This window comes from Pseudomonas sp. SDO5215_S409 (genome assembly GCF_054071325.1).
In genome coordinates this window covers 35,600-59,865 of sequence record NZ_JBSVWN010000022.1, presented here as the reverse complement: position 1 = coordinate 59,865, position 24,266 = coordinate 35,600, and the positions used below count along the sequence as shown (strand labels likewise).

The window sequence follows — 24,266 nt, the reverse complement described above, 5'->3', positions numbered from 1 at the left end:
ATGTAACGATGTGCAAACAGCCGCAGCCCTACGGGCGTTATACTCTGCGGCCACATTTTTGAACTCGACACACAAGGACTCGCCCATGAAAGCGTTCGGCAAAATCCTGGGTCTGGTCATTCTCGGGCTGTTGCTGGTCATTGTGGCGCTGGGCTTTGCCCTCACCCACTTCTTCGATCCCAACGACTACAAAGACGAGATCCGCCAGATCGCCCGCGACAAGGCCCACATCGAGCTGACGCTCAATGGCGACATCGGCTGGAGCCTGTTCCCGTGGCTGGGCCTGGAGCTGCACGAAGCCAGCGTCGCGACCCTGACCAACCCGACCCAACCGTTCGCCGACCTGCAAATGCTCGGCCTGTCGGTGCGAGTGCTGCCGCTGCTGCGCCGCGAAGTGCAGATGAGCGATGTGCGTGTGGAGGGCCTGAACCTGCGCCTGACCCGCGACAAACAAGGCCATGGCAACTGGGAAGACATCGGCAAACTGCCACCCGAGCCCGGCGCAGCCCCACAGCCGGTCGCTGCCGCCCAGCCCGACGCCCCCGCCAAGCCGGAAAAACCGCCGCAGCCCCTGCGCCTGGACATCGACAGCCTGACCATCAACAACGCCCGCGTCGAATACAACGACGAGCAGACCGGCAAGCAGTTCAGCGCCGAAAGCATCCAGATGAGCACCGGCGCCGTGCACGACGGGGCGAGCATCCCGCTCAAGCTCACCGCCTTTTTTGGCACCAACCAGCCGGTATTGCGGGTCAAGACCGAACTCAACGGCAACCTGCGCATCCAGCGCGCGCTCAAGCGCTACCAGTTCGAAGACATGAAACTCACCGGCGAAGCCACGGGTGAGCCGCTGCACGACAAAACCCTGTCCTTTTCCACCCAGGGCCAGTTGCTGGTGGACCTGTCGGCCAACATCGCCGAGTGGACCGGCATGAAACTGTCGGCCAACCAGTTGCGCGCGCTGGGCGAAATCAAGGTCAACGACCTCGACAAGACCCCGCAAATCAATGGCGCCCTGTCCATCGCCCAGTTTGACCTGGCCTCCTTCCTCAACAGCGTGGGCAGCCCCCTGCCGCCCATGGCCGCGGGCAGCCTGAGCAAAGTCGAGCTGGTCAGCCGCCTCACAGGCACGCCCACCAGCCTTGCGATGGAAGACCTCAACCTGAAACTCGACGCCTCGACCTTCACCGGGCGCGTGGCCGTGGAGGACTTCGCCAAGCAAGCCTTGCGGGTCCAGCTCAAGGGCGACACCTTCAACGCCGACAACTACCTGCCGGCCAAGTCCGAAGCAGCCAAGGGCGCCAGCGCCGCCCGCCAGGCCGAAGTACAAAGCAGCGAAGCCGGCGCAATGGCCGCAGGTGGCACCACACCGCTGCCCGACGCCCCGACCCAAGGCGCCTGGAGCACCGACAAACTGCTGCCACTGGCGCACCTGCGCACGCTGGACGTAGACGCCGACCTGGCATTTGGCCAACTGACCTTGAGCAAACTGCCGATCCAGAACGCCGTGTTGAAAGCCTCCGGGCAAAACGGCCAGCTCAAGCTCGACGCCCTGAGCGGCGGCCTCTACAACGGCACGTTCCAGGCCAACGGCACGCTGGATGTGCGTCAGGACATTCCGGTCTTGGCGCTGCAAACCCGCATCAAACAGGTGCCGATCGAGCGCATCCTGCAAGCACAGGGGCAGAACCCGCCGGTAAACGGCCTGGTCACCCTGGACAGCAACGTGAGCGGGCGCGGCAACAGCCAAAAGGCCCTGATCGACAGCCTCAACGGCACCACCAGTTTTGCCATCACCAACGGCGTGCTGCTCAACGCCAACCTTGAACAACAACTGTGCACCGGCATTGCCCTGCTCAACCGCAAAAACCTGAGCAGCGAACCACGGGGCAAAGACACGCCCTTCCAGGAGCTCAAGGGCAACCTGACCTTCCATAACGGCGTGGCCAGCAACCCGGACCTCAAAGTGCGCATCCCGGGCCTGACCGTCAACGGCAACGGTGACATCGACCTGCGCGTGCTGGGCATGGACTACCGCGTGGGCATCATCGTCGAAGGCGACCAGCGCGACGTACCGGACCCGGCCTGCGAAGTGGGCAAGAACTTCCAGAACATCGAAGTGCCCCTGCGCTGCCGTGGCCCGCTGGAGCTGGGCGCCAAGGCCTGCCGCCTGGACAAGGACGGGCTGAGCCAGGTCGCCATCAAGGCCGCCGGCAACAAGCTCAACGAAAAAATCGAAGAGAAACTCGACAAGGTCAATCCCAAATTGAAAGACGCGCTGAAGGGCTTGTTCAACCGATGAGAGCCGAGCAGTTTTCAGAGGCCGTACTGCACTGGTACGACCGCCATGGTCGCCATGACCTGCCCTGGCAACAGGGCATCACGCCTTACCGGGTGTGGGTGTCCGAGATCATGTTGCAACAGACCCAGGTCAGCACCGTGCTCAACTACTTCGACCGGTTCATGGCGTCCCTGCCCACGGTCCAGGCACTGGCCGCCGCGCCGGAAGACGAAGTGCTGCACCTGTGGACCGGGCTTGGCTACTACACACGAGCCCGCAACCTGCAAAAGACCGCCAAAATCGTGGTTGCCGACTACGGCGGCGAATTCCCCCGCGATGTCGAAAAACTCACCGACCTGCCGGGCATCGGCCTGTCCACTGCGGGCGCCATCGCCAGCCTGAGCATGGGCCTGCGCGCGCCGATCCTCGACGGCAACGTCAAACGCGTGCTGGCGCGCTTTACCGCACAGGAGGGCTACCCAGGCGAGCCCAAGGTGGCCAAACAGCTGTGGGCCACCGCAGAGCGCTTCACGCCGCAGACCCGCGTAAACGCCTACACCCAGGCAATGATGGACATGGGCGCCACCCTCTGCACCCGCAGCAAACCCAGCTGCCTGCTGTGCCCGCTGGAAAAAGGCTGCGAAGCCCACCTGCTCGGCCTGGAAACGCGCTACCCCGTTCCCAAGCCGCGCAAAGCCATCCCGCAAAAACGCACGCTGATGCCGCTGTTCACCAACGGCGAAGGCGAAATCCTGCTTTACCGCCGCCCGTCGACCGGCCTGTGGGGCGGCCTGTGGAGTTTGCCCGAGCTGGACGACCTGGCCGACCTGGAACACCTCGCCGACCAGCACGCGCTGTCCCTGGGCGCCCAACAGGCCCTGCCCGGTCTGATCCACACCTTCAGCCACTTCCAACTGGCGATCGAACCCTGGCTGGTCCGCGTCCAGGCGAGCGACCATCACGTGGCCGAGGCCGACTGGCTCTGGTATAACCTCGCCACCCCGCCGCGCCTGGGCCTTGCCGCCCCGGTGAAAAAGCTGCTCAAGCACGCGGCCGACGTATTGAACGCAGGAGTTAGCGCATGACCCGCACCGTAATGTGCCGCAAGTACAAAGAAGAACTGCCAGGCCTGGAGCGCCCACCCTACCCGGGTGCCAAGGGCCAGGACGTGTTCGATCACGTCAGCGCCCAGGCCTGGGCCGACTGGCAAAAGCACCAGACCCTGCTCATCAACGAAAAGCGCCTGAACATGATGAACGCCGAAGACCGCAAATACCTTCAAGGCGAAATGGACAAGTTCTTTTCCGGCGAGGAATACGCCAAGGCCGACGGCTACGTGCCACCTGCTCAATAACTGATCAAAAAACCGGGTCGGAACGTAAGCGACGGTAATAATTAAATATTTTTTGAAAACTTGCTTGACGACCCCCTGAAAAACCCGTTTAATGCGCCCCGTTGCCCAGATAGCTCAGTCGGTAGAGCAGGGGATTGAAAATCCCCGTGTCGGCGGTTCGATTCCGTCTCTGGGCACCAAAACATCTAAGCCCCTGATTCCGCAAGGTTTCAGGGGTTTTTTGTTTCTGCCAGATATACCAAGCCCGCCTAACTGGTACACAAAGGCGGTACACATGGCATCTCACAGCCGTATCATAATCGGGTCAACAGTCCCCCGGTTTCGTGCACTCATGGCCCAACCCTTCAAGCATCCTCAAAGTGGCGTCTTCTACTTCCGTCGTCGTGTACCTGAAGACCTACGCCCCGCCCTGGGACGAGAATACAAACGCTCATTGCAAACCCGAGACGCCAACGAAGCGAAGGGAAAGCATGCGGCTGAGTGGATTAAATCCGAGGAAGCGTTTGCCCTAGCACGCGCCCAACTCTCTGGTGCTGAGATACTCAGCGCGAAGGATGTGCAGCAGTTGGCTGCTCGATGGTTTCACCGCGAACTTGATGAGCTGGAACAGTCCGGCAAATTTCGAAAGGCACTAGTACCCGGTGACGCTGTAGAGCTGGAGACACCATTCGGCTTTGAGCAACATCAGGAATGGCTGAGCATCCGTGAAGCGCTGGATGAGGGCGACGAGACGGACTGGCGCGCCGTGATCCAACCTCACATGCTCCGCGCTTTGAAAGCAGAGAACATACCGGCACCTGCCAAGGATTCACCTGCCTTAGACTCGCTCACTAGCGCATTCAAAGAGCACTTACTCAAGCTGTCGGACATCGCCAAGCGGCGAGACGAAGGAGACTGGAGCGCTACGGCAGACGTGCTCAGCAAGGCACCTATCAGCGCAGAGAAACGACGAGGAGACCAGATCCACAGCAAGGGCATGCTTGAAGTCTTCGAGGCTTACAGCGCAGCCAAGCTGCTTGACGACGGAGACAACCGCAGTACGCGCAAGACACTGGATGAATTCCGCAGCAGCATCCGCCGGTTCTTTGAACTCTACGGCGACTTGGCAGTGCAGGCCGTCACTCGGGGCACCGTTCAGGATTACCGAGCCAAACTTGCAGGATTCCCAACCAAGGCACCGGGCGCAGCTAAGTTAACCGCCCCGCAATTGATTGAACTAGCAAAGACAGCAGCCCTGCCGACGCTCTCCGCTGTAACGATCCGCAATCGCCTACGCGTACTCGGCGCTGTACTGGGCTACGCCGTGCGTATGGACTGGATTAAAGAGAATCCCGTGGACGCGTCTGGAGTGGCGAAGGCTGCTGGCAATGCTGCCAAGGCGAAGGCCGACCGCCGCCGCAAAGACTACACGAAGGACGAGCTACGGCAGATATTCAGCAGCCCGCTATTCAACGGGGAAGGCTGGCAACCACCACGCAGAGACTACGGACAAGCGCTGTTCTGGCTTCCGCTGCTGATGTATTACACAGGTGCTCGACGCGAGGAACTTTGCCAACTGGCTGCCAAGGATGTGCAGGACGAAGACGGTATCCCCTATCTGGCAATCCTATCCTTGGACGAGGATGACGCAGGCCGCACCGTGAAGACGGCAAGCAGCCGCAGACGCGTTCCGCTACATGATGACCTTGTGTCCCATGGCTTCCTCACCTACGCCAAGGACGTGCCTGAGAATGGGCAGCTATTTCCCCTGCTGCAACCGAGCCCAGCAGGCTTTTACGGAGCAAACGTCGGCAAAGCATGGGCAAAGTACCTGCGAGATGTAGCTCTGCTACGAAGCTCTGCCAGCCCCTCTCACGGCTTCCGCCACACCTTCAAAACGCTGAGCCGACAGGTAGGAATTCCCGAGGATGTGCATGACGCCATGACAGGGCACAACGATGGCAGCGTGAGCAGGGACTACGGGAGCATGCCCCTTTCAAGGATGGCTGAAGAACTGAAACGCCTACCCAGCATACCGGGACTGCCCGACAACTTGGCTTGGCGTACACCAGATCTGCACAACCTGAACGCCAGTAACACATAGGGCGCAGGGGGATCGTCTTGCGCGCCTGATTGCAAAGCTTGACCAGCAAAAGCGTAGTGCTATTTTGACATCAAACGCTCCAGCCTCCACGTCAGCGCTCAGCCCCAAAGCGACTGATAAAAATCTCTCGGAAGGAATCCGGCATGACCATAGAAAAAGATGAAAGCAGCTCCTCATTAATGAAGATGGTGGAAGCCATCGCCATTAGCCCACAGGACGCCCGCGAACTGGTTGACCAGTATAAAAGCCAGGCACGCAAATCAGCACCGTCCGCCACGGACGAGAAGATTCAAGACGCAGTTGTCGACAAAATCATCAGCCGCTATTCAAAGTTGGCCGCGACCTCAGGCGCAGCCACTGCTTTACCGGGTATCGTTCCCGGTATCGGCACTATGGTGAGCGCCATTGGGGGAGGACTGGCGGACATTTCGGTATGCATGAAGCTGCAGATTGATATGACCATGTGTCTGGCAATGGCCATCAACGGCAAGATGTCCAACGAAGATGCCAAGCACATGTCTTACATCATTGCGCTGTATGGCTCCCTAGAGCAGATGGGGTCTTCCGGCGCGACTAAAATTGCGAGCAAGGCTGGTGTGCGCATGGTGTATCAATACTTGACGGGGCCGACACTTCAGGTCATCAAGGAATTGTTCTCCAAAATCGGCATCTCCTTCACTCAGAAGGCCGCAGCAAAAGCGGTTCCGTTCGGAATCGGAGTCATCGTCGGTGGAGCCGCGAATTACGCACTCACCACCTATGTGGGGAATGCCGCTCGCGACACTTTCCGTTTGAGTCTAAAAGAACAGACAACTGCGGAGTGAACACCTGATTTAGCCGGGTGCGCACATGCTCCATGAATAAATAAGGGGAATTGGTATACCCTTCAAAGATAAGGGGCGCAGCCGAGGTGACATGCCAAATTTGGCAGGTTGACTACTAAGCTGCGCAGCCGGAATTCCTCACCTCACACATCCATACTGCCAAGTATTGATCCAGAAGACACCGATCACCTTTGAACGCATACCATGGATGAACGCGAACTCTGGTGTTACGTCCATGCCCCAACTTATCCACAACGATAAGATGAGCTGACGATAGCTCTGCAACAGCCCTGTTGAATGTACGCTCCGCAATGTCTAGTCCCACGCGAATGTCGGTGAGAGTACCGAACCAGACGTTACGCCCCACCAAAGACTCACAAAGCCTCCGTAGGATGCGAACAGCGGGCGATGTAAACCCCTCATCCAGCAAACAGAGTAGTCGATCAGGGTAGAATATTAGGCTGTCTTTCCATCGGTCATGGACTGCACTAGCTCTCGCCAAAGACTCTGCCGTGCGCGCCATCGACGGATAAACCGTGTCTTGTCCTTGATACGCATGCACCGCGTGCGGTCGTGCACTTTGGACGTAACCGATCAGCTCGCCGGTGACTAAGCACAATGGGATGTGGCGTTTGTTGACCAGCACACCGATCTGCCCGGCTTGAGGTGCAAAGGCGTAAGGCGCTAACGCTTTCGGGCGACTAGGCTCTGAGAACCTAACCTCCCGCTCTAGTGCTTCGCTGTAGATGGAGGATTTAATGCTCATTGAAGCTTTCCTTTTGGATGGCCCATTGAATCTCGGGCACACGAAAACGCCGGGCGAACTTGCGCCCGTGTCGAGTTCATATTGTTGGGTCCGGAGTGAGGCTGCGGTGATTGAACACAAGCGTCGGCGGTGGCCTTGGCTTTCCTGATCCCGCGATATAGGGGAGGACTGACCACCCATGCAGCACCGCGTTGCGCTCGCTGCGGGTATAAGGAACTTGGTGCTCCTGTGCCGAGATGCTGTTCTTAGCTGGCGTCTGCCTGCTTCACCCGCCACAACGTTACGGTAGCCAATGACCCACGTTTGGAGACTGCACCGCCAGCGGTTGCAACCTGCGCGCGGTAGTAACGGCCCACTTTACTGATGCCTTCCGGCAACCGCAGCTCGTTGGCGCGCTTGCTACGAGTCCTTGTGCCTTGGCTGTATGCCGTAATGCGCAGGTTCTCAATTCGGTTATCGTAACCGTTGAGATTGGCATGACTGATTAAGTGCGCATCTGGGATTTGACCGTAGCGCAACGCGTACACGATGCGATGCACATGGCATTGCTGCCCATCGACGCTGATCTTCCAGTATCCGGCACCGCTATCCGTGCCAGCAGGCACCCCAGCCGGGATGCGACCAACGCGGATTAGCCGACGCAAGCCGGTGGTCGAGGTGTTATCGACTGCGAATAACTCCCGCAGGCGCTCAATCGCGGGCAGGGCTTTGGCTTTCATTCTTTGATTCTCCTGAATAGGGTTTCCTCCGGCCACGACTACGCCCGCCGATCCAATGGATAGCGTCGAGGATGGTGCTGCGAGGTTTAAAGGTGCTGAAGGCCGTACGAATGTCGGCAGCGTGGTTTTTTGTTTCTTTTATCTATAGGGAGGCAATTGCTGTCTGTGCCACAAACGACATCGCGTGCAGGGCAGCGCTTCTCTTATCTATAGGGGACGCAATTCCTGTATACCCCAATTCACTTGGACTACAGCACGTCGCGGGCTTCTTATCTGTAGGAGCCGGACGTACACGAAGAACTACTGAGGCAGCCCAGAGAGACCAGTACAATCAAAAGAAAATCACAGGCAAGAGCATTGGCTTATCTCACGGAAACCGAATACCCAACCTCTGCACCAGTCGGCTCGCTGCCGTTGGTGTGAACACGGAACCACGGGATGTCCTGTGCCCATGAGAGTTCAGCCATGTAGCAAGCGCCTGTAGCGTCTTGCACTGATCGAACATCGCGGCTTTTATGTGGTTAGCCATACTTACCGCGTACTCATCAGCCTTTGCCTGCGCGCCCAGCACAGCCGCCCCATTGCCCCGCAAGTGAGCTACTGCACGCCCTGCTGAGCGACGTTCGACCTTGGCCCGAGCACTCGCATCCCCGGAGTTCGCACGCGCCTTGAGCGCTGCCAGAGCGTCCTTGGTGCGGCGCGAAATAAACTCCCGCTCTTGCTCAGCCAATGCTGCATAGATGTGCAGTTGAAACTTGTCAGCACTCGGCATAGTGGCGACCTTGAAGTCCACGACCTTCATCAAACCTGAAATGTCTGCCACGTCACGGCTGAGGCGATCCAGCTTCGCCACTACCAGCGTAGCACCCAGCGCCTTACACGCCGCCAGCGCCGCCCTACACTGTTCTCGACGCTCAGGGGAGACAGTGCCGGACTCGTGATCCTCAAACTCACCAACGATCTCCCAGCCGTTCTGTTCGGCAGCCATGCGGATGTACTCCCGCTGAGCGTCCAGCCCGAGCCCAGACTCTCCCTGCTTGATGGTGGAGACGCGGTAATAAGCGATGACATTCACGATGGACCTCAAGGATTTATCAAACCGTAGACACCATATATCAAACCTCTGATGACCATCAAGGGTTTGATAAAAGGCGTGACCGATATGCTCAAGTGGGCACACCTGCCCCCCAAACAAAAGCCTACGTGCATGGCAAAGCGCTATGGGGAACTTGCTACTCTTTCAACTCTGAGTGCCCTCTCGCGTACCAGCAGCATATTTGGTCCACTAGCGAGTCGGTTATGCAGCTAGCCGAACATGTCCAAGCGTCTACTCTAGGACTGACCTACTAGCAGCCACAACCTGAGTACCATCATGACCAAGTTTTCCGAAGAGGCCGTTCACAAACACCTACATGCCATAGGCTTGGAGGCTGTAATCGTAGATTGCCCTGAATTTGACATGCCTGAATTTGAGACACATTCAACGACTGAGCCAATCACAGACGAGCCTGATTTTGAACTATGGCGAATTATCAAAGCACGCGCATTTGCGAGAATAGAACGCCTTCACCGAACTATTCGCTATGGGACCTTTGTGGGAACAAAGGTCAAGCTTCCCACGGATCACACCAAACCAATGGAGCTAGACCTACTAGGCACCCATGAAAATGGCCTGTTCGTCTTGGAGCTAAAGGTCGATAGATCGGCAGAGCGCAACGCATTCTCTGAGCTGTTCGCTTACAGCAACTACATTGCAGGCATATTTGCCTTGTCAGGACATCAAGACATCAGCAACGTATTGGTCGCGAACCTCGACAATAAAATCACAAAACAAGCCTTTCTTTACGACCTACTGATTAACGAGCGAGACATTATCGTCTACCAACCTAGCTTCCCTAACGGAAGTATAGAAAGCTTAGAGCTAAACCTTTACCTGCCAAGTGATGATGACTTCCGTCATTTCACAAATGAGCTGCTGTCTCACGATGCGATGGGTTGCGTTGTAATTTCCTTCAAGGACTTGGACGATTGGTTTGATAGCGAAGAGGATGGGGGTAGCCTCAACGATTGGACTGTGGATCATCTCTCAGCATTAAGCGGCTACGCCGCGCAATTGATGGAAGCCGAACGACTACACGGATTCTGCTTCATCCGAAAGCCTTGGCGAGAGATTCCTCGCTACTATCGCAATAGTCTTTTTATTTGCGCTCTCAATCCGTTCCGCATCGCCGAACCAATTCGTGCTAACTCCGTTCTATCGCAGCTGGATCAAAGCGAACGAGCTTCCTTCCTAGAAACTCCGGCACTAGCTTTCGATGGGCGGCTGATCCGGCTGGCACAGCGAGCAGTCAAGGATTGCCTCACCGAAGATTACGATGCGGAAGTAGAAACGCCGTATTGGGGTGCAATCGTGACTAACGCTCAAGAAGTTGTCTTCACCCATAACTTTGCATTCCGGCCTACGGGAATCATGCGAGAGGCATTTACTGGATACGTCAACGGACTCTACGCCCAAGAAGCAGCTGGACAGGGCTGGGAGGCGGACATCTCGATCTTAAAAATCAACGAGGTCAATAATTGGTTGAAGGCTTGGATGTTCATGGAGCGCTGTGGATTCAAGGCTGGCGAGGCATACGACGATGATGCAGATGATGAATCCGAGAACGACACAGAGCCTAGGTACGACACTAATTGAAAAGCACTGCATTCGGGCAGCGCTGATACACATATCTGGTACACTAAACTGCAACCTGCGGGCATTGCACCCAGCATTTACTGGGCTTGGGTATCGGTGCAACGAGTCGGCGGTTCGATTCCGTCTCTGGGCACCAAATACCGAAAACCCCCGATTCCGAAAGGTCTCGGGGGTTTTTACTTTTCGGAGTGCTGTAACCCGTCACGCATGGGTACACAGGGCGCCGGACAGACTTTGAATCATCGCCGCTGAATGCCTGCATGGCATCACCCTGCCGGATAGGCGACACCCAGAACCCCGCACGTACAGCCCAAATCCCCGAGCCGTATTCAGCCCCTCTTCCCTAGCGCCTATTGGCCAGCGGCTGTCTTGCGCTCAGGCCTGATTGTTGCCAAATATATATGGATATGCGTATATTCGATTATCCACATTTAATGGCACGCCTATGATCACCCCCCCGGAAGTCTTCAAAAGCCTCGCTGACGAAACACGCGTACGAGCTACGTTACTGATCGCAAGCCAAGGCGAGCTGTGTGTTTGCGAGCTGATGTGCGCATTGGATGACAGCCAGCCGAAAATCAGCCGTCACCTCGCGCAGTTACGCAGCAGCGGGCTGTTGCTGGACCGTCGCCAAGGCCAGTGGGTTTACTACCGCCTCAATCCTGACCTGCCAACGTGGGTGAGTGAAATGCTGGAGGTGACCTTACTGGCTAACGCCGAGTGGCTAGGGACCAACGCCGTACGCTTGAAGAATATGGATGGACGCCCGGTCCGTGATTCCGCCTGCTGCTGACACCCTCTTAGCGAGCCTCCACATGCTTTCTGCCGTTGCTGTTTTTCTACTCACACTCGTCCTGGTCATCTGGCAACCAAAGGGGCTTGGTGTAGGTTGGAGTGCTGCCCTGGGCGCTATGCTCGCCCTGGCGGTGGGGGCCGTCTCACTGCATGACATCCCGACGGTTTGGGCCATCGTCTGGAATGCCACCGCAACCTTTATCGCCATCATCGTCATCAGCCTGCTGCTCGACGAAGCGGGGTTCTTTGAATGGGCAGCCCTTCATGTCGCTCGCTGGGCCAACGGCAGTGGTTACCGATTGTTTGCGTTCATTGTGCTGCTGGGCGCCGCTGTCTCAGCGCTGTTCGCCAACGACGGCGCAGCGCTGATCTTGACGCCCATTGTCATGTCGATGCTGATCGCGCTGCGCTTCCCGCCCGCAGCAACGCTGGCGTTTGTCATGGCCGCGGGATTTATCGCGGATACGGCGAGCCTGCCGTTGGTCGTCTCCAATTTGGTCAACATCGTTTCTGCCGATTACTTCCACCTCGGCTTCGCTGAATATGCCGCTGTCATGGTTCCGGTGAACCTGGCGAGCGTTACCAGCACGCTACTCGTGTTGTTTGTGTTTTTTCGCAAAGACCTGCCCAAGCAGTATCCACTTGAAGCATTGCCACAACCTAAAACCGCCATCCGTGACCCCGCGACATTTTTTGTAGGCGGGTGGATGCTGATCGTTCTGCTGGCAGGGCTGTTTGCGCTGGAGCCGCTCGGCATCCCGATCAGCGCAGTTGCAACGACCTGCGCAGCAATCCTTTTGGCAGTAGCCGCCCGAGGCCACAGAATCTCGACTCGTCGGGTATTACACCAAGCACCTTGGCAGGTGGTGATCTTCTCGCTCGGCATGTACCTCGTTGTCTACGGCCTGAATAACGCGGGCCTCACAAACCTTCTCACCCAACTACTTGACCACCTGGCAACGAAGGGATTGTGGAGCGCCACCATCGGCACCGGCCTGATTTCAGCTGCGCTGTCGTCAGTGATGAACAACATGCCCAGCGTGCTGGTGGGGGCATTGTCGATCCAAGCGAGTGGGGCAGAGGGTGTCGTGCGTGAGGCAATGATCTACGCCAACGTCATTGGTTGCGACCTGGGTCCGAAGATCACGCCCATCGGGAGTCTTGCCACCCTGCTTTGGCTGCATGTGCTGGAACGCAAAGGCATGCGCATCACGTGGGGCTACTACTTCAAGCTCGGCATCGTGCTGACCCTGCCCGTTCTCTTGATCACCCTTTCTGCTCTGGCTATTCGGCTGAGCCTTTGACGCCCGCCTTGCGGCGGCAGGAATGACTTATGCGAGTTTTGTTCATGTGTACGGCCAATAGCTGCCGCAGCATCTTGTCCGAGGCCATGTTTAATCATTTGGCCCCCGCGGGTTTTGAAGCTGTGAGCTCTGGAAGCTTCCCCAAGGGGCAGGTGCTGCCTCGCAGCCTGATCACCTTGGAACACGCAGGCATTTCGACACAGGGCCTAAACAGCGAAGGTAACGATGCGTTCGAGAACTGCCCTCCGGATATCGTAATTACCGTCTGCGACAAGGCCGCCGGCGAATCTTGCCCGGTTTATTTCGGCCCCGCGCTGAAGTCGCATTGGGGGCTGGAAGATCCTTCAGAGGTCGTCGGCGATGAGGAAACAGTGAACGCGGCGTTCGTGGCGACCCTGGGCCGTATAGAAAGACGCTGCCAGGCTTTCTTCGCGCTTGCATTCAGCTCCACCAGCCCGCAAGCACTCAAGCGCGAGTTGGATTTAATCGGAACGCTCTAAGCGGGAGGACACATGTCAGAAGAATTGCCCCATCTGGACCTCAGCCTGTTTGATAGCAACGTACCCGCAATCACTTCAAGCACTCACAAGCCGCGAATCCTCTTGCTGTATGGGTCCACCCGCGAGCGCTCATTCAGCCGTCTGCTGGTGGAGGAAGCTGCTCGCCTGCTGGAACACTTCGGGGCTGAGGCGCGTATTTTCAATCCGTCAGGTCTACCGTTACCCGACGAGGCTCCCCTTGAGCATCCGAAGGTACAGGAGCTGCTGAATCTGGTGCAGTGGTCGGAAGGTCAGGTGTGGTGTTCGCCCGAGCGTCACGGTGCGATGTCGGCCGTATTCAAAGCGCAGATTGACTGGATCCCTCTGACACTCGGTGCCGTCCGTCCGACCCAGGGCAAAACCCTTGCGGTCATGCAGGTCTGTGGCGGTTCGCAGTCATTCAACGTGGTCAATCAGCTTCGCGTGCTGGGTCGGTGGATGCGCATGTTCACCATCGCGAACCAGTCTTCCATACCGAAAGCCTATACGGAGTTCGACGACGCAAATCGAATGAAATCTACGCCTTACTACGACCGAGTCGTCGATGTGATGGAGGAACTGGTGAAATTCACGGTACTGCTGCGCGACCGCAAGGATTTCCTGGTGGACAGATATTCGGAGCGCAAAGAATCAGCCGAGCAGCTGTCTTCGCGAGTCAATCAGCAAACTATCTGACACGTGGCAAGGGGTTGCGAGGGGCATATAACGGGAAAAACCGCCCGGTCTCACAACCCCCTTTCGCTTGCCCCGGGCGCGCCATAAAGCCTCTGAGCACTCGCCACTGCCTCCGTACAGACTTCCATAACCCCGCCCCATGGCCTTCGTGCTTTTCCGATGGACACGCAGGAAATCTCTGATTTTTCCATTCTTCATGCCTTCAACCTTTGAAGCCGGTAATTCAGTCCAGCACCATCGAAAGTCGATATTCATGGATTGGATCAAAGCATGCTGCACGCTCATGCAACGCACATATTCCTGACACTGGAAGGCGCATCCACTGACCTTCAAGTGGTGAGTTTCGTCGGTCGTGAAGCCCTCAATCAGCCATACAGCTTTGACATTGAGTTGGTCAGCGCGCGCCCCGACCTAAAGCTTGAAGAGCTACTGCACAAACCGGCGTGCCTCACCTTTGGCCCCAGCGGCAAGGGCATTGCCCATGGCGTGGTGTATCGCGTTGCTCAGGGCGACTCAGGCAAATATCTGACGCACTACAGCGTCACGTTGACGCCACAACTGAGCTACCTGGCTCACACCTGCGACCAACGAATATTCCAGCACCTTACCGTGCCGAAGATCATCGCCCAGGTATTGGAAGCACGTGGCATTCTTTGCGACGCCTACAGCTTTCAACTCGGCGCAACTTATCCCGAACGTGTTTACTGCACCCAATACGACGAATCCGATCTTCATTTCATCCAGCGCCTCTGTGAGGAAGAGGGCATTCACTTCCACTTCCAGCACAGCGCCCAAGGACACAAGCTCGTATTCGGTGACGACCAGACAATATTTCGCAAGCTATCACCGGTGGCCTATCAGCAAGATTCGGGGATGGCGGCCGACAAGCCGGTCATCAACCGTTTTAACCTGCGCCTGGAAACCCGTACCACCCGCGTCAGCCGTCGTGACTATGACTTTGAAAAGCCGCGCCTACCGCCCGAAGGCACGGCCAAAAGTGGTTTTCTGCCGGACCTGGAAGACTATGACTACCCTGGCCGCTTCACCCATCGTGAGCGCGGTAAGCAACGGGCAGCCCGCGCACTTGAGCGCCATCGTAGCGATTACCAACTAGCCGAAGGCAAAGGTGATGAGCCTTCGCTAAGTACCGGACACTTCCTCCCCCTCAGTGATCATCCCCGCAGCCAATGGAACGACCTCTGGCTACTTCTGGAAATTATCCACGAAGGCAAACAACCGCAGGTGCTCGGCGAGTCGATCACCTGCGACCTCAGCCACGACCACGACGACTTCCATCAGGGCTACCGTAACCGGTTTCTGGCGGCCCCCTGGGACGCCCATTACCGACCACCCCTTGACCACCCGAAACCCACAGGATTGGGCAGCCAGACAGCAGTGGTTACCGGCCCTGAAGGTGAAGAAATTCACTGTGATCAATACGGCCGAATCAAAGTGCAATTTCGCTGGGACCGCCTGGGGCAAGCCAATGACCACGCCAGTTGCTGGCTACGCGTGGCTAGCGGCTGGGCTGGCATGGCATACGGCGGTATTGCGGTCCCACGCATCGGCATGGAAGTACTGGTAACGTTCCTTGAAGGCGACCCCGACCAACCCTTGGTCACCGGCTGCCTTTTCCACAAAGAGAACGCCGCGCCTTACAACCTCCCGGTCAATAAAACCCGCAGCGTGTTCAAAACACTCAGTTCACCGGGCGGCAAGGGTTTCAATGAACTACGCATTGAAGACAAAAAAGGTCAGGAACAACTATTCCTGCACGCCCAACGTGATTGGGACGAAAACGTCGAGCACGATCAGAGGATTCGAGTCGGCAACGAACGTCACGATACGGTTGAGGCCAATACCTTCTGCGAATTCAAATCGGAAGAACATCGCATTACCCACGCCGACCGTAAAACAGAAGCCCGCGCCAATGATCACCTGACTGTCGCCCAGACCCGTCACATCAAAGTCGGTACGGGTCAACTCATCGAAGTTGGCCAGGAAATTCACTATTACGCTGGCGAAAAGGTTGTAGTAGAGGGCGGTATGGAATTGACCGCGAAAGCAGGTGGGAGCTTCGTCAAAGTTGATGCCGGTGGCGTGACCATCAGCGGGGCGAACGTCAAGATCAATTCGGGAGGCGAGCCAGGTTCCGGCTCAGGGCTCAAGATAACGGGGCCGTTGCTACCGGGCGCCGTAGACAAGGACACAGCAGGTAAGCTGCTGCAAGGCGCTTCACGCAGCCACAAGGCCCGCTACGTTCTGCTGGATGACAAAACCGGCGCCCCCTTGGTCGGCACCCCCTACACCCTCCTACGTGCGGACGGCGGCCGTCTGGCGGGCTACACGAACGAGGAAGGCAAGACCTTCTGGGTGCACAGTCGCGATCCAACTGACGTGGATCTTATGACTCCTCTGCGCAAGCCTGAATCGTGGGAACCCTTAATCAGGGCTGGTGAGAGTACACCCAGAGAAATGAATCTGGACTATCGAAACGCCAACTCGGAGGGCGAATAACATGGCTACTGTCCAACCGCAAACACCGCAGGGATGCACCACGACGAGTATTGAGGGAACGGAAACTCGGGCCAGACTGCCCAATCCAACCAATAAGCCTTACTTGATGGAAAAAGCCAATTACGCTGCTCGTTTCCCAAGGCTGTCGATCAAGCTACTCCCCAATGGTGAAATTACCGAAGTGAAGTTGAAACAGCTGGTCATGAGCGGGTTGATTCGGGCCGATGAGTACCGTCGAGACTTTTACTGGGACTATAAAGCCGAAGTCAGTTTCGACATGACGACTATCCCTCCGAAGCCATTTTTGAGCACATCATTAACATTACCCGGACAAGCACCTGACCCTACGCGCCGCCATACGCTCTTCCCATTTCCGCTCGGGATGACCAAAGGTTTTTTGCGTAGACCTGATGTGATCATCGTAAAAAATCGTGCACTACGCTGGCCTGGGCAAGCGGGACCGGATCATCAAGGGGTCATACATCCAGACAATCTGGAGCGGTTAGTAGAGATCAAGTTTCCGGGCGATCAGCTATTAGCAGAACAGGAAATCGCCTATACAGAAATAGCAGGCAGCTCAAACCGTTTCAGTGTGCTTGAGATTAGCGACTGCCGGGACGACGACGATCTTAAACGTGACCGCCAATACAACAAGAAACACCAACCCACTGGCCAATTTAGTCCGTTGCAGTGGCCCTCGTTGGTGCCGCCAACGAACACGGATAACCCGCCAAGACCTGCCCCAGCCCCAGTTCCGGCATACGGTCCAGAGCCAACACCAAGGCCTGCGAATGTCGAACATTGGACCCAACAGGTTCAGACAGCGGTAGACAGCCTTTTAGAGCAAGGCGCCCAAGGTATCCGGCAGTTGTCCCAAGAAGTTCAGCAGCACCTAGAAGACGCCGCCACCTGGCTGAGTATCAAGGGTGACTGGGTACGTCGCGAGTCACAAAGAGCCTGGGAATGGGTCAGCGAAACCGGGGCTCAGGTACTGCGTTGGACTGACGAGCAATTGCGGGCAATCTGGAAGGAGGTTCAGCGCTACACCGATCTATCGCTGGAAGTGCTAGGCCAGATAGATTGGGTGCAGGTACTGATTGATCTCGGCATTGCAGCCGCTACTGTGGTGGTGGCATTTGCAATTGGCACGGCCTTGGTCGCGGCCGGAATGCCCGCCGCAATCGTCGCTGGTTTGCTGGTAATTATCCGATTGGCCCAGCTTTCGTGGGCGGTATTAGCCAGCGTTTTAGGCGGTGCTGCCGTCACTGCCGCATTGCCGGCCGGTTAAAAGAGATTGCATATGAATGTATTGGAAAAATTGGCCGGGCGCGCCCCTGATCTGGCTTTTGAGTTGCCTGATGGCACCTCGGTGGTAAAGCTGGGATTAATCATCACCTTGTACTTTAAGGAGGGTTACACCCTTGATACCAAGCTCAAAATCGATGAGTGCTTCGCGAAATTCCACGAAGACTTTTATTCCCAGCTCAAATCAATGGTTTATCGCCGTTTCAAAAAATTAACAGGCGCCGGGTTCAATAAAGCCCGCCAGCAGATATTGGAGACCGACCCAAACGATCAATTCAGCTGGTTTTTGGGCAGTGCATCCAAGTCAACTGAAGCCAATGACTACAGCTTGTCAATGTTGAATTCTTTTGCGATACATGGCGATCTAAAGCGCTCTTATATTAAATTGGTTATGCCGTGGTCAATATTGAGACAACCTGATGGGCGTGCCCGTTATGAAAAATGGCTTGTGTATCTATGTAATCAAGTCAGCGCAGAGCACGGTCACGGTGGTTTGTCGAGCATCCTCCCGTATGACTATTTCAGCTACATGCCTACAGAATATGAATTAGCTCAACAATACGCTGGCTTGGATGTCGATTCGACGGCGCACATCTCAACGCTCGAACTGATTGACCACATAAAAGGCGTGAACTGGTACACGGTCCTCGGAAACACCTTTGTAGAGCGTCTTGGCGGTGAATCAGCCATTCGTCATGCTTTAAGTAACCGTGGCGACATCGAAATACTCACCTATAACAATGGACTGATCATCCGTGCTGGCGAATACCCAGAGCTTGGCGCGTTGGAGGATGGACCACCACCCGCTTACGTCGCCGTCAATAAGGTTGTGAAGCCTGTACGCATTCCCAACCCTGATCAATTGCATAGCTATTCGCCTTATGGCAATTGTTTTGAAAAAGACAGCACAGACCGTTGGTATGCACGCTTTGACCAGGAGGAAACCAGCTCGCGCCCGCCTTCTCGTATTGAAGCAGGCCAACCTTGTAGTAGGGCTGGTTACTGGTTCAGCCCCGCGCAGGTTAACTCTCGTCAGTACTTTCAATCAGGCGAAGAAATGCCTAGCTTCACCGGTTCCAGCTGGGGCGAAACGCTTTGGTACTGGTCAGGCGAGTAATCGCCTGCTCATGCTGCGCCTGGCGCGAATGGCACAAAACACCTCGCCATGCGAATCAGGCTCCTCCCGCCAACCACGCTAGTATCAATATGATACTATTTACCAGAATGCCACGGATGGCGAGCCACACGCTGCGTACCCCCTCGCTCCCCTCCCGGCTTCATCCCCCCCCGCCAGCTCTCGACACGGAACAGTTATGTCCAACATCAACGAATTGAAAGACAAGATCGACACCAAAACCTGGACCCTGGTGCTGCTGACCATGGCGACCGCAGGTCTTTACATGCTGTTGTGGCTCTCCCGAAACAACCAGGTTATCAGTGACACCACAAAGATCCGCATTGTCGATAACACCTACATCATCTGGGTGGCGGTGTGCATGGGTCTGGGCCAGCTGTTGTCCACAGACGACTATTTGCCCGTGGCCTTCCTGGCCCTGGTGCTGAAGCTGGGCGCCAGCGTGTTGTACATCGTCTGGGCCTTCAAGGCCAAAAGCGCCCTGTCGGAATACGCCCTCCGGGAATTCCAGATCGACCTGCGCATGAACGGTTTCTACACCGTCTTCCTGCACGCGTTCTACATCAACTACTGCATCAACGACCTGGCTGAAGAACAGCGCAAGCAACACATCCTGCGCGGCCAGGTTACCCAGCCACAGGCTTGATGCCCGGCGGGCGCAGGACTGCGCCCGTGACTGCCCCTTCAAGGACCCGCCCATGATCCGCACACCCGGAAGAATCAAGACCGCCTTGGCGCTCTCTGCGTGCCTGCTTGGCCCCGGCGTCGTTCACGCTGCGAATGAAGAGTTGGCCCAGGAGGTCAGGGAAAGCATTCAGGAGGAGTGGGACAAAGACGCCCCCGGCGAGAACACGATCAAAGAGTTGACGCTGATCCAACGCGGCAAAAACAAATACCGCGGGCTGGTGGAAGTCGAGGGCCCCGATGGCCCGGAAAACCTGATCGTCAAGGTCATGGTCGATGACGACAACATCATCTGGGAAATTGTCGACTAAGGCCCACACCGTATTGCACCACACGGTAATACGACTGCCCGGCGTACTACCGACCCTTTGGGCACATGGAGAAACAAATGGCATACACCTCGATCATTTTCAAAAACCCCAACACGGGTTCGATGAAGGAAGCGCCCGTCGGCTTTTCGTGGACCACCTTCTTTTTCGGCTTTTTCCCGGCCCTGTTCCGTGGCGACCTCAAGTACGGCCTGATTCAGTTCGTGCTCGCTGTGATCACCATGGGTTTCAGCACCCTCGTGTTTGCCTTCATCTACAACAAGCTCTACATCAAGGACCTGATTGGCCAAGGCTTCAAAGCCCAGTCGATCGCCAGCGGTGACTTGAACTTCGCCTCGGCCAAGATCGGTATGCAGATCCCGACCCTCGCAGCGTCTTGATCGAGCGCGGCCGAAAAAAACCTGCCTTGCGCAGGTTTTTTTTGGCCTTGCCAAAACAGGCCAGCGTTACTTCACCCAGAACACCAGCAGCGGATTGTCGTTCAGCCGCCCGCTGAACGCAGGCGCAATCGACGCAAGCGGCGTACCGTGCAGCAACCCGACCTCCTTGCGGGGCACGATCACCCAGGCCGGATGCGGCAGCGAACCCAGGCGCTCAAGCGCGTCGCCGTCGATAAACAGCGGCTGTTCGTCGTGGTCAAGGTTCATGATGTAGCGAATCGCCCAGGTGTCCTTGCCCAGGTTCACAAACACCAGCGGCCCCGGGTTTTCACGGCGCAGTGTTTCGACCGAGCCCACAAATGTGCGGGTGTCGAATTGCAGGTCCTGGGCCGGTTCTACCACCTTGATCAACACCCACCATTGGGCCGCCAGGGCGATCACGCTGAGTACCACCAACCGCCGCCCCACGTCACCCCGCAGGCGCCGACGGGCCACCAGGGCCGCCACTTGCAGGGCAATCAACACGCTCACCAGCGCGGGCACCGACACCTGCGGCCAGTAACCGTGCTTGTGCCACAGGTGCCGACACACACACACCACCACAACCCCGAACAGCGGCAGCGCCGTCACCAGCCACTCATAACCGCGACGCACGCCCACCAGCCAGCCGCGCGCCTGCAACAGCCCATACGCCGCCACAGCGGCAAACATCGGCACCATGGGCACGATGTAGTACGCGCGCTTGAAGTGCGGCACCGACAAGCCCACCAGAATCACCAGGCCACAGGCGCCCAGGCGCAGCATCAGCTGCACGTCGGCATCTTCATGCCGCGCAGACCACCGATGGCGCAGGGCAATCAGCGTGGCCAGGGCCAGCGGTATCACCGGGAAGTAACGGTACAGGCTCAATTTGAAATAAAAGTAAAACGGCTCGCCGGTATCGCCCAGACGGCCGGCCATCTGCATCCTGAACACCTCGTCGGCAAACGCATCACCGCCGCTGAGACGGGCCAGCTTCAACAACAACCACCAGCACGCCAGCAGCAGGACGCCGCCGATCACGCCGTGGGCAATGACCTTTTTGAGCAGCGAAATCCGCGCTTCCCGGGTGCGAGCCGGGCTCAGCGCCAGGTAGACGCACACCACCGCGCACACCTCGATCAGCCCCAGCGGCCCGCGAATGGCAAAGGCCAGCACCCACAAGGGAAAGACCGCGTACTGGCGCAGCCGCGACCCCAGGCGCTCGCCGCTGTGCAGCAGGTAGAAGCTGCCCAGGCACAACAGCGAGACCATTTGGTCCAGGCACACCGACCGCGACTTCTCCAACAATTGCGCGGTGAGGGCCGTGAGCAACACCGTCAGCAACGCCCACACCCGGCTCGACGGCGCCAGCAAGCGGTAGGTCAACGCCATGACCCCGGCCGACGCCAAGGCGGTGGGCAGCATGTTGGCCAAGAGATTGGGCGCGCCGAACAGGCGGGCAAACAGGTAGCTGAACCAGGTCGCGGTGCCCGGGTAGTCCGGGTAAGGTTCGCCGTAGGTGGTCGGAAACAAGCTCGCGCCGTGGCGGAACATCTCCTGCATAAACACCGCCCAGCGGCCGTCGAAGCCTTGCGGTGACTGGTCCCAGATACCCAGGGTAAACAGCAGCAAGGCGATCAGAAAAATGCCCGACGATTCCATTCGAAGGCGAGTGAGCAGGTCCATGGTTCAAACCGTTCAGGTGGATGACCGGCTCATGTTGCCCAACACCTGCCTGAATGACGCCTGAACAAAGCCGAACATTCGCCGCTCTAGCGATCAGCGGGCCAGACTAGCCTGGGGATCAGGCGGACATAGACCAGTTCAGCCACCAATTCCATCAGGGTTTGCAGGATCACCGCCGCCGCCGCAAGCCCACGGATCTCTTCGGGCAAGGCCAGCGCCAGCGGCAACACCACCAGCGAATTGCGCGTGCAGGCGCTGAACGTCACCGCCCGCGCACGCGTCGAGGGCTGCCTGAACAGCCGGGCCGCCAAGGCCCCCAACAGCGGCGCCAGCAGCGCAAAACCCAGGTACACCGCAACCACCGGCACCAACCGGTCGAGATCACGCACCACCGTCGAGATCTGCGAGCCGATCACCACCACCAACACCAGCGCCATGGCCGGCACGGGCAACCAGGCCCACGCGTCACACCATGCCCTGGCCCCCCGTGAGCGCCGCGACAAGGACGTGGTCAGCACCGCCAGCACCAGCGGTGCCACGATCAACCCTACGAACGCCTCGACAAACGGCCCCACCCGCACCAGGCCCTGCCATTGCTCCCCTAGCATCACGCCCAGGTACACCGGCAACAGCAGCAGTTGCAGCAATAACAATACCGGCGTCGCCGCCAACATCAGCCGCGAGTCGCCTTTGCCGATGTGGGTAAACACCACCACATAGTCGATGCAGGGGGTCAGCAACACCAGCAACGCGCCCACCAAAATCGCCGGGTGCGCCACCAGGCTGCGGCTCAGCGCCCAGACCAGCAACGGAATCAAAATGAAATTGGCCAGCAGCAACGCCGCCATGAAGCCCTTGTTGCCAAGGCCGTGGCGCAGGTCCAGAAACGGGATTTGCAAAAACATCGCGTACATCAACGCGCCAATCGCCGGGGTCACCCAGGCGCCGAGGCCAGGTGCCACCGACGGCGCCAGCAGGCCAAAGGCCGCCGCGCACAGCACGGCGACGAAATACACCGGGATCTGGTTTTGCTCGAGGGTGTCGCGGGTCATGGGGCTGCTCTGATCGGGCGCAAAGGCGCAAGCCTATGCATCTGTGGCGCGAAGGTCGAGCGCCGGAAAAATCTGCGCGCCGTGGCGGGCCGAATTTGTTAGCGTCAACGTCCTATAAAACTGCGCACGGGCCGTGACGGCCCCACCGAAAGCGCATGGACCGAGCCTGCCCATGAACCTGCCCACCCGCCCTGCCCCCCACGCTTTTCGTGAGCCCGCCGCCGACGGCTACCTGATCGGCGGTTTCAGCTGGCGCCACATCAGAACCGACCTGGACCGCCCCGTGGTGATCATCAACGCCGCCACCTCGGTCCGCTGCCAGCACTATTCGCGCTTTGCCGACTACCTGTTCGCACAGGGGCTGGACGTCATCACCTACGACTACCGGGGCATCGGCGAATCCCGCACAGGGTCGCTACGGGGGTTCAAGGCGTCGTGGTCCGATTGGGGCACGCTGGATTTTGAAGCCATGCTGCAACGGGCGCAACGCGAACACCCGGGGCAACCGATTGATGTGGTCGCCCACAGCTTTGGTGGCTGTGCGGCGGGGCTTGGGGCGTCGGGCGCGGTGATCCGGCGGGTGGTCACGGTGGGCGCGCAGTTCGCCTACTGGCGCGATTACCAGGCGAGTTGCCGCTGGCGCATGTTCGTCAAATGGCACCTGGTGATGCCGCTGATCACCGCCCTGTGCGGCTACTTTCCCGGTAAACGCCTGGGCTGGCTGGAAGACACGCCCGCAGGCGTGGTGCGCGACTGGAGCACGCCCACGCCAGGTTATGAACACCGCCCGAGCGGGCAAGCCCTGGGGGCGCTGCCGTTTTCGCGGGTACACGCGCAGTTACTGGCGATCAGCCTCACCGACGACCCGTTTGGCACCGAGGCGGCCATCGAGCGTTTGCTGAAGTACTTCACCGGCAGCGAGCGCACCCACCTGAGGATCGCCCCGCAGGACATCGGCGAAAAAACAGTGGGGCATTTCGCGTTTTTTCGCAGCCCGTATCAAGACCGGCTGTGGCCCATTGCACTGCAATGGCTGCAATCGGGCGAGCTCGCCGCCGCGACACCCGGGCACCGTGTGGTGGCGCAACGCTAGAAAGCCTTGGGGTTTTGTACAACCTGCGT

General features: G+C 57.9%; 21 protein-coding genes and 1 tRNA gene. 18 read left to right on the top strand and 4 right to left on the bottom strand.

The window, feature by feature from the left end:
• Nucleotides 1–85 precede the first annotated feature (85 nt).
• From ACW9H9_RS13670 to ACW9H9_RS13645, 6 genes are all read left to right on the top strand, one after another.
• On the top strand, nucleotides 86–2,302 hold the full coding sequence (locus ACW9H9_RS13670) for an AsmA family protein (protein WP_457343730.1): 2,217 nt from the start codon (nucleotides 86–88) through the stop codon (nucleotides 2,300–2,302).
• Nucleotides 2,299–3,366, top strand: coding sequence for an A/G-specific adenine glycosylase (gene mutY, locus ACW9H9_RS13665; RefSeq protein ID WP_457343729.1), 1,068 nt, complete (start codon nucleotides 2,299–2,301; stop codon nucleotides 3,364–3,366). The genes ACW9H9_RS13670 and mutY overlap by 4 nt, the downstream gene beginning before the upstream one ends.
• Nucleotides 3,363–3,635: an oxidative damage protection protein gene (locus tag ACW9H9_RS13660; protein ID WP_457343728.1), complete on the top strand. Its 273-nt coding sequence runs from the start codon at nucleotides 3,363–3,365 to the stop codon at nucleotides 3,633–3,635. Before mutY ends, ACW9H9_RS13660 begins: the two co-directional genes overlap by 4 nt.
• Before the next feature lie 103 nt (nucleotides 3,636–3,738).
• Nucleotides 3,739–3,814, top strand: a tRNA-Phe gene (locus ACW9H9_RS13655).
• A 152-nt stretch (nucleotides 3,815–3,966) separates the two neighbouring features.
• Nucleotides 3,967–5,718, top strand: coding sequence for a DUF6538 domain-containing protein (locus ACW9H9_RS13650; protein WP_457343727.1), 1,752 nt, complete (start codon nucleotides 3,967–3,969; stop codon nucleotides 5,716–5,718).
• Nucleotides 5,719–5,861: 143 nt separating this feature from the next.
• Nucleotides 5,862–6,542: an EcsC family protein gene (locus ACW9H9_RS13645; RefSeq protein WP_457343726.1), complete on the top strand. Its 681-nt coding sequence runs from the start codon at nucleotides 5,862–5,864 to the stop codon at nucleotides 6,540–6,542.
• A gap of 1,011 nt (nucleotides 6,543–7,553) precedes the next feature.
• Here the strand turns inward: ACW9H9_RS13645 and ACW9H9_RS13640 are convergent.
• Both ACW9H9_RS13640 and ACW9H9_RS13635 read right to left on the bottom strand, forming a co-directional pair.
• The gene (locus ACW9H9_RS13640; RefSeq protein WP_457343725.1) at nucleotides 7,554–8,027 is read right to left on the bottom strand and encodes an HNH endonuclease signature motif containing protein; all 474 of its coding nucleotides are present in this window, start codon (nucleotides 8,025–8,027) and stop codon (nucleotides 7,554–7,556) included.
• Nucleotides 8,028–8,394: 367 nt separating this feature from the next.
• Entirely contained in the window at nucleotides 8,395–9,102 is a 708-nt protein-coding gene (locus ACW9H9_RS13635; RefSeq protein ID WP_457343724.1) for a recombinase family protein, read from the bottom strand.
• A gap of 297 nt (nucleotides 9,103–9,399) precedes the next feature.
• On the opposite strand from ACW9H9_RS13635, the gene ACW9H9_RS13630 reads away from it, so the two are divergent.
• The 11 genes from ACW9H9_RS13630 (at nucleotide 9,400) to ACW9H9_RS13580 (ending at nucleotide 20,385) form a co-directional block, all read left to right on the top strand.
• Nucleotides 9,400–10,722, top strand: coding sequence for a hypothetical protein (locus ACW9H9_RS13630; RefSeq protein ID WP_457343723.1), 1,323 nt, complete (start codon nucleotides 9,400–9,402; stop codon nucleotides 10,720–10,722).
• Between the two features lie 445 nt (nucleotides 10,723–11,167).
• Nucleotides 11,168–11,515 (top strand): metalloregulator ArsR/SmtB family transcription factor, encoded by a 348-nt coding sequence (locus ACW9H9_RS13625; protein WP_457343722.1) that lies wholly within the window; start codon nucleotides 11,168–11,170, stop codon nucleotides 11,513–11,515.
• Between the two features lie 22 nt (nucleotides 11,516–11,537).
• The gene (locus ACW9H9_RS13620; RefSeq protein ID WP_457343721.1) at nucleotides 11,538–12,821 is read left to right on the top strand and encodes an arsenic transporter; all 1,284 of its coding nucleotides are present in this window, start codon (nucleotides 11,538–11,540) and stop codon (nucleotides 12,819–12,821) included.
• A 29-nt stretch (nucleotides 12,822–12,850) separates the two neighbouring features.
• Entirely contained in the window at nucleotides 12,851–13,321 is a 471-nt protein-coding gene (locus ACW9H9_RS13615; protein WP_457343720.1) for an arsenate reductase ArsC, read from the top strand.
• Nucleotides 13,322–13,333: 12 nt separating this feature from the next.
• A complete protein-coding gene (gene arsH / locus ACW9H9_RS13610; protein ID WP_457343719.1) occupies nucleotides 13,334–14,035 on the top strand; it encodes an arsenical resistance protein ArsH in 702 nt (233 codons plus the stop codon).
• A 270-nt stretch (nucleotides 14,036–14,305) separates the two neighbouring features.
• The gene (locus ACW9H9_RS13605) at nucleotides 14,306–16,552 is read left to right on the top strand and encodes a type VI secretion system Vgr family protein (RefSeq protein WP_457343718.1); all 2,247 of its coding nucleotides are present in this window, start codon (nucleotides 14,306–14,308) and stop codon (nucleotides 16,550–16,552) included.
• A gap of 1 nt (nucleotide 16,553) precedes the next feature.
• Nucleotides 16,554–17,840 carry a VRR-NUC domain-containing protein gene (locus tag ACW9H9_RS13600; protein ID WP_457343717.1) on the top strand — a complete coding sequence of 429 codons (1,287 nt, stop codon included), beginning with the start codon at nucleotides 16,554–16,556 and terminating at the stop codon, nucleotides 17,838–17,840.
• A gap of 12 nt (nucleotides 17,841–17,852) precedes the next feature.
• Nucleotides 17,853–18,974 (top strand): DUF3396 domain-containing protein, encoded by a 1,122-nt coding sequence (locus ACW9H9_RS13595; RefSeq protein WP_457343716.1) that lies wholly within the window; start codon nucleotides 17,853–17,855, stop codon nucleotides 18,972–18,974.
• Between the two features lie 196 nt (nucleotides 18,975–19,170).
• Nucleotides 19,171–19,638 carry a hypothetical protein gene (locus ACW9H9_RS13590; protein ID WP_457343715.1) on the top strand — a complete coding sequence of 156 codons (468 nt, stop codon included), beginning with the start codon at nucleotides 19,171–19,173 and terminating at the stop codon, nucleotides 19,636–19,638.
• 52 nt (nucleotides 19,639–19,690) lie between these two features.
• Complete coding sequence (locus ACW9H9_RS13585; protein WP_457343714.1) at nucleotides 19,691–19,987, top strand: hypothetical protein; 297 nt, start codon at nucleotides 19,691–19,693, stop codon at nucleotides 19,985–19,987.
• A gap of 77 nt (nucleotides 19,988–20,064) precedes the next feature.
• Complete coding sequence (locus ACW9H9_RS13580) at nucleotides 20,065–20,385, top strand: hypothetical protein (RefSeq protein ID WP_457343712.1); 321 nt, start codon at nucleotides 20,065–20,067, stop codon at nucleotides 20,383–20,385.
• A 66-nt stretch (nucleotides 20,386–20,451) separates the two neighbouring features.
• Here ACW9H9_RS13580 and ACW9H9_RS13575 read toward each other — a convergent pair whose 3' ends face one another.
• Together ACW9H9_RS13575 and ACW9H9_RS13570 are read right to left on the bottom strand one after the other, a co-directional pair.
• Nucleotides 20,452–22,092 (bottom strand): ArnT family glycosyltransferase, encoded by a 1,641-nt coding sequence (locus tag ACW9H9_RS13575; RefSeq protein WP_457343711.1) that lies wholly within the window; start codon nucleotides 22,090–22,092, stop codon nucleotides 20,452–20,454.
• Between the two features lie 86 nt (nucleotides 22,093–22,178).
• Nucleotides 22,179–23,144, bottom strand: a complete 966-nt coding sequence (locus ACW9H9_RS13570; RefSeq protein WP_457343710.1) for an arsenic resistance protein — start codon at nucleotides 23,142–23,144, stop codon at nucleotides 22,179–22,181.
• 172 nt (nucleotides 23,145–23,316) lie between these two features.
• On the opposite strand from ACW9H9_RS13570, the gene ACW9H9_RS13565 reads away from it, so the two are divergent.
• Nucleotides 23,317–24,237 (top strand): alpha/beta hydrolase family protein, encoded by a 921-nt coding sequence (locus ACW9H9_RS13565; protein WP_457343709.1) that lies wholly within the window; start codon nucleotides 23,317–23,319, stop codon nucleotides 24,235–24,237.
• The last annotated feature ends 29 nt before the right edge of the window (nucleotides 24,238–24,266 follow it).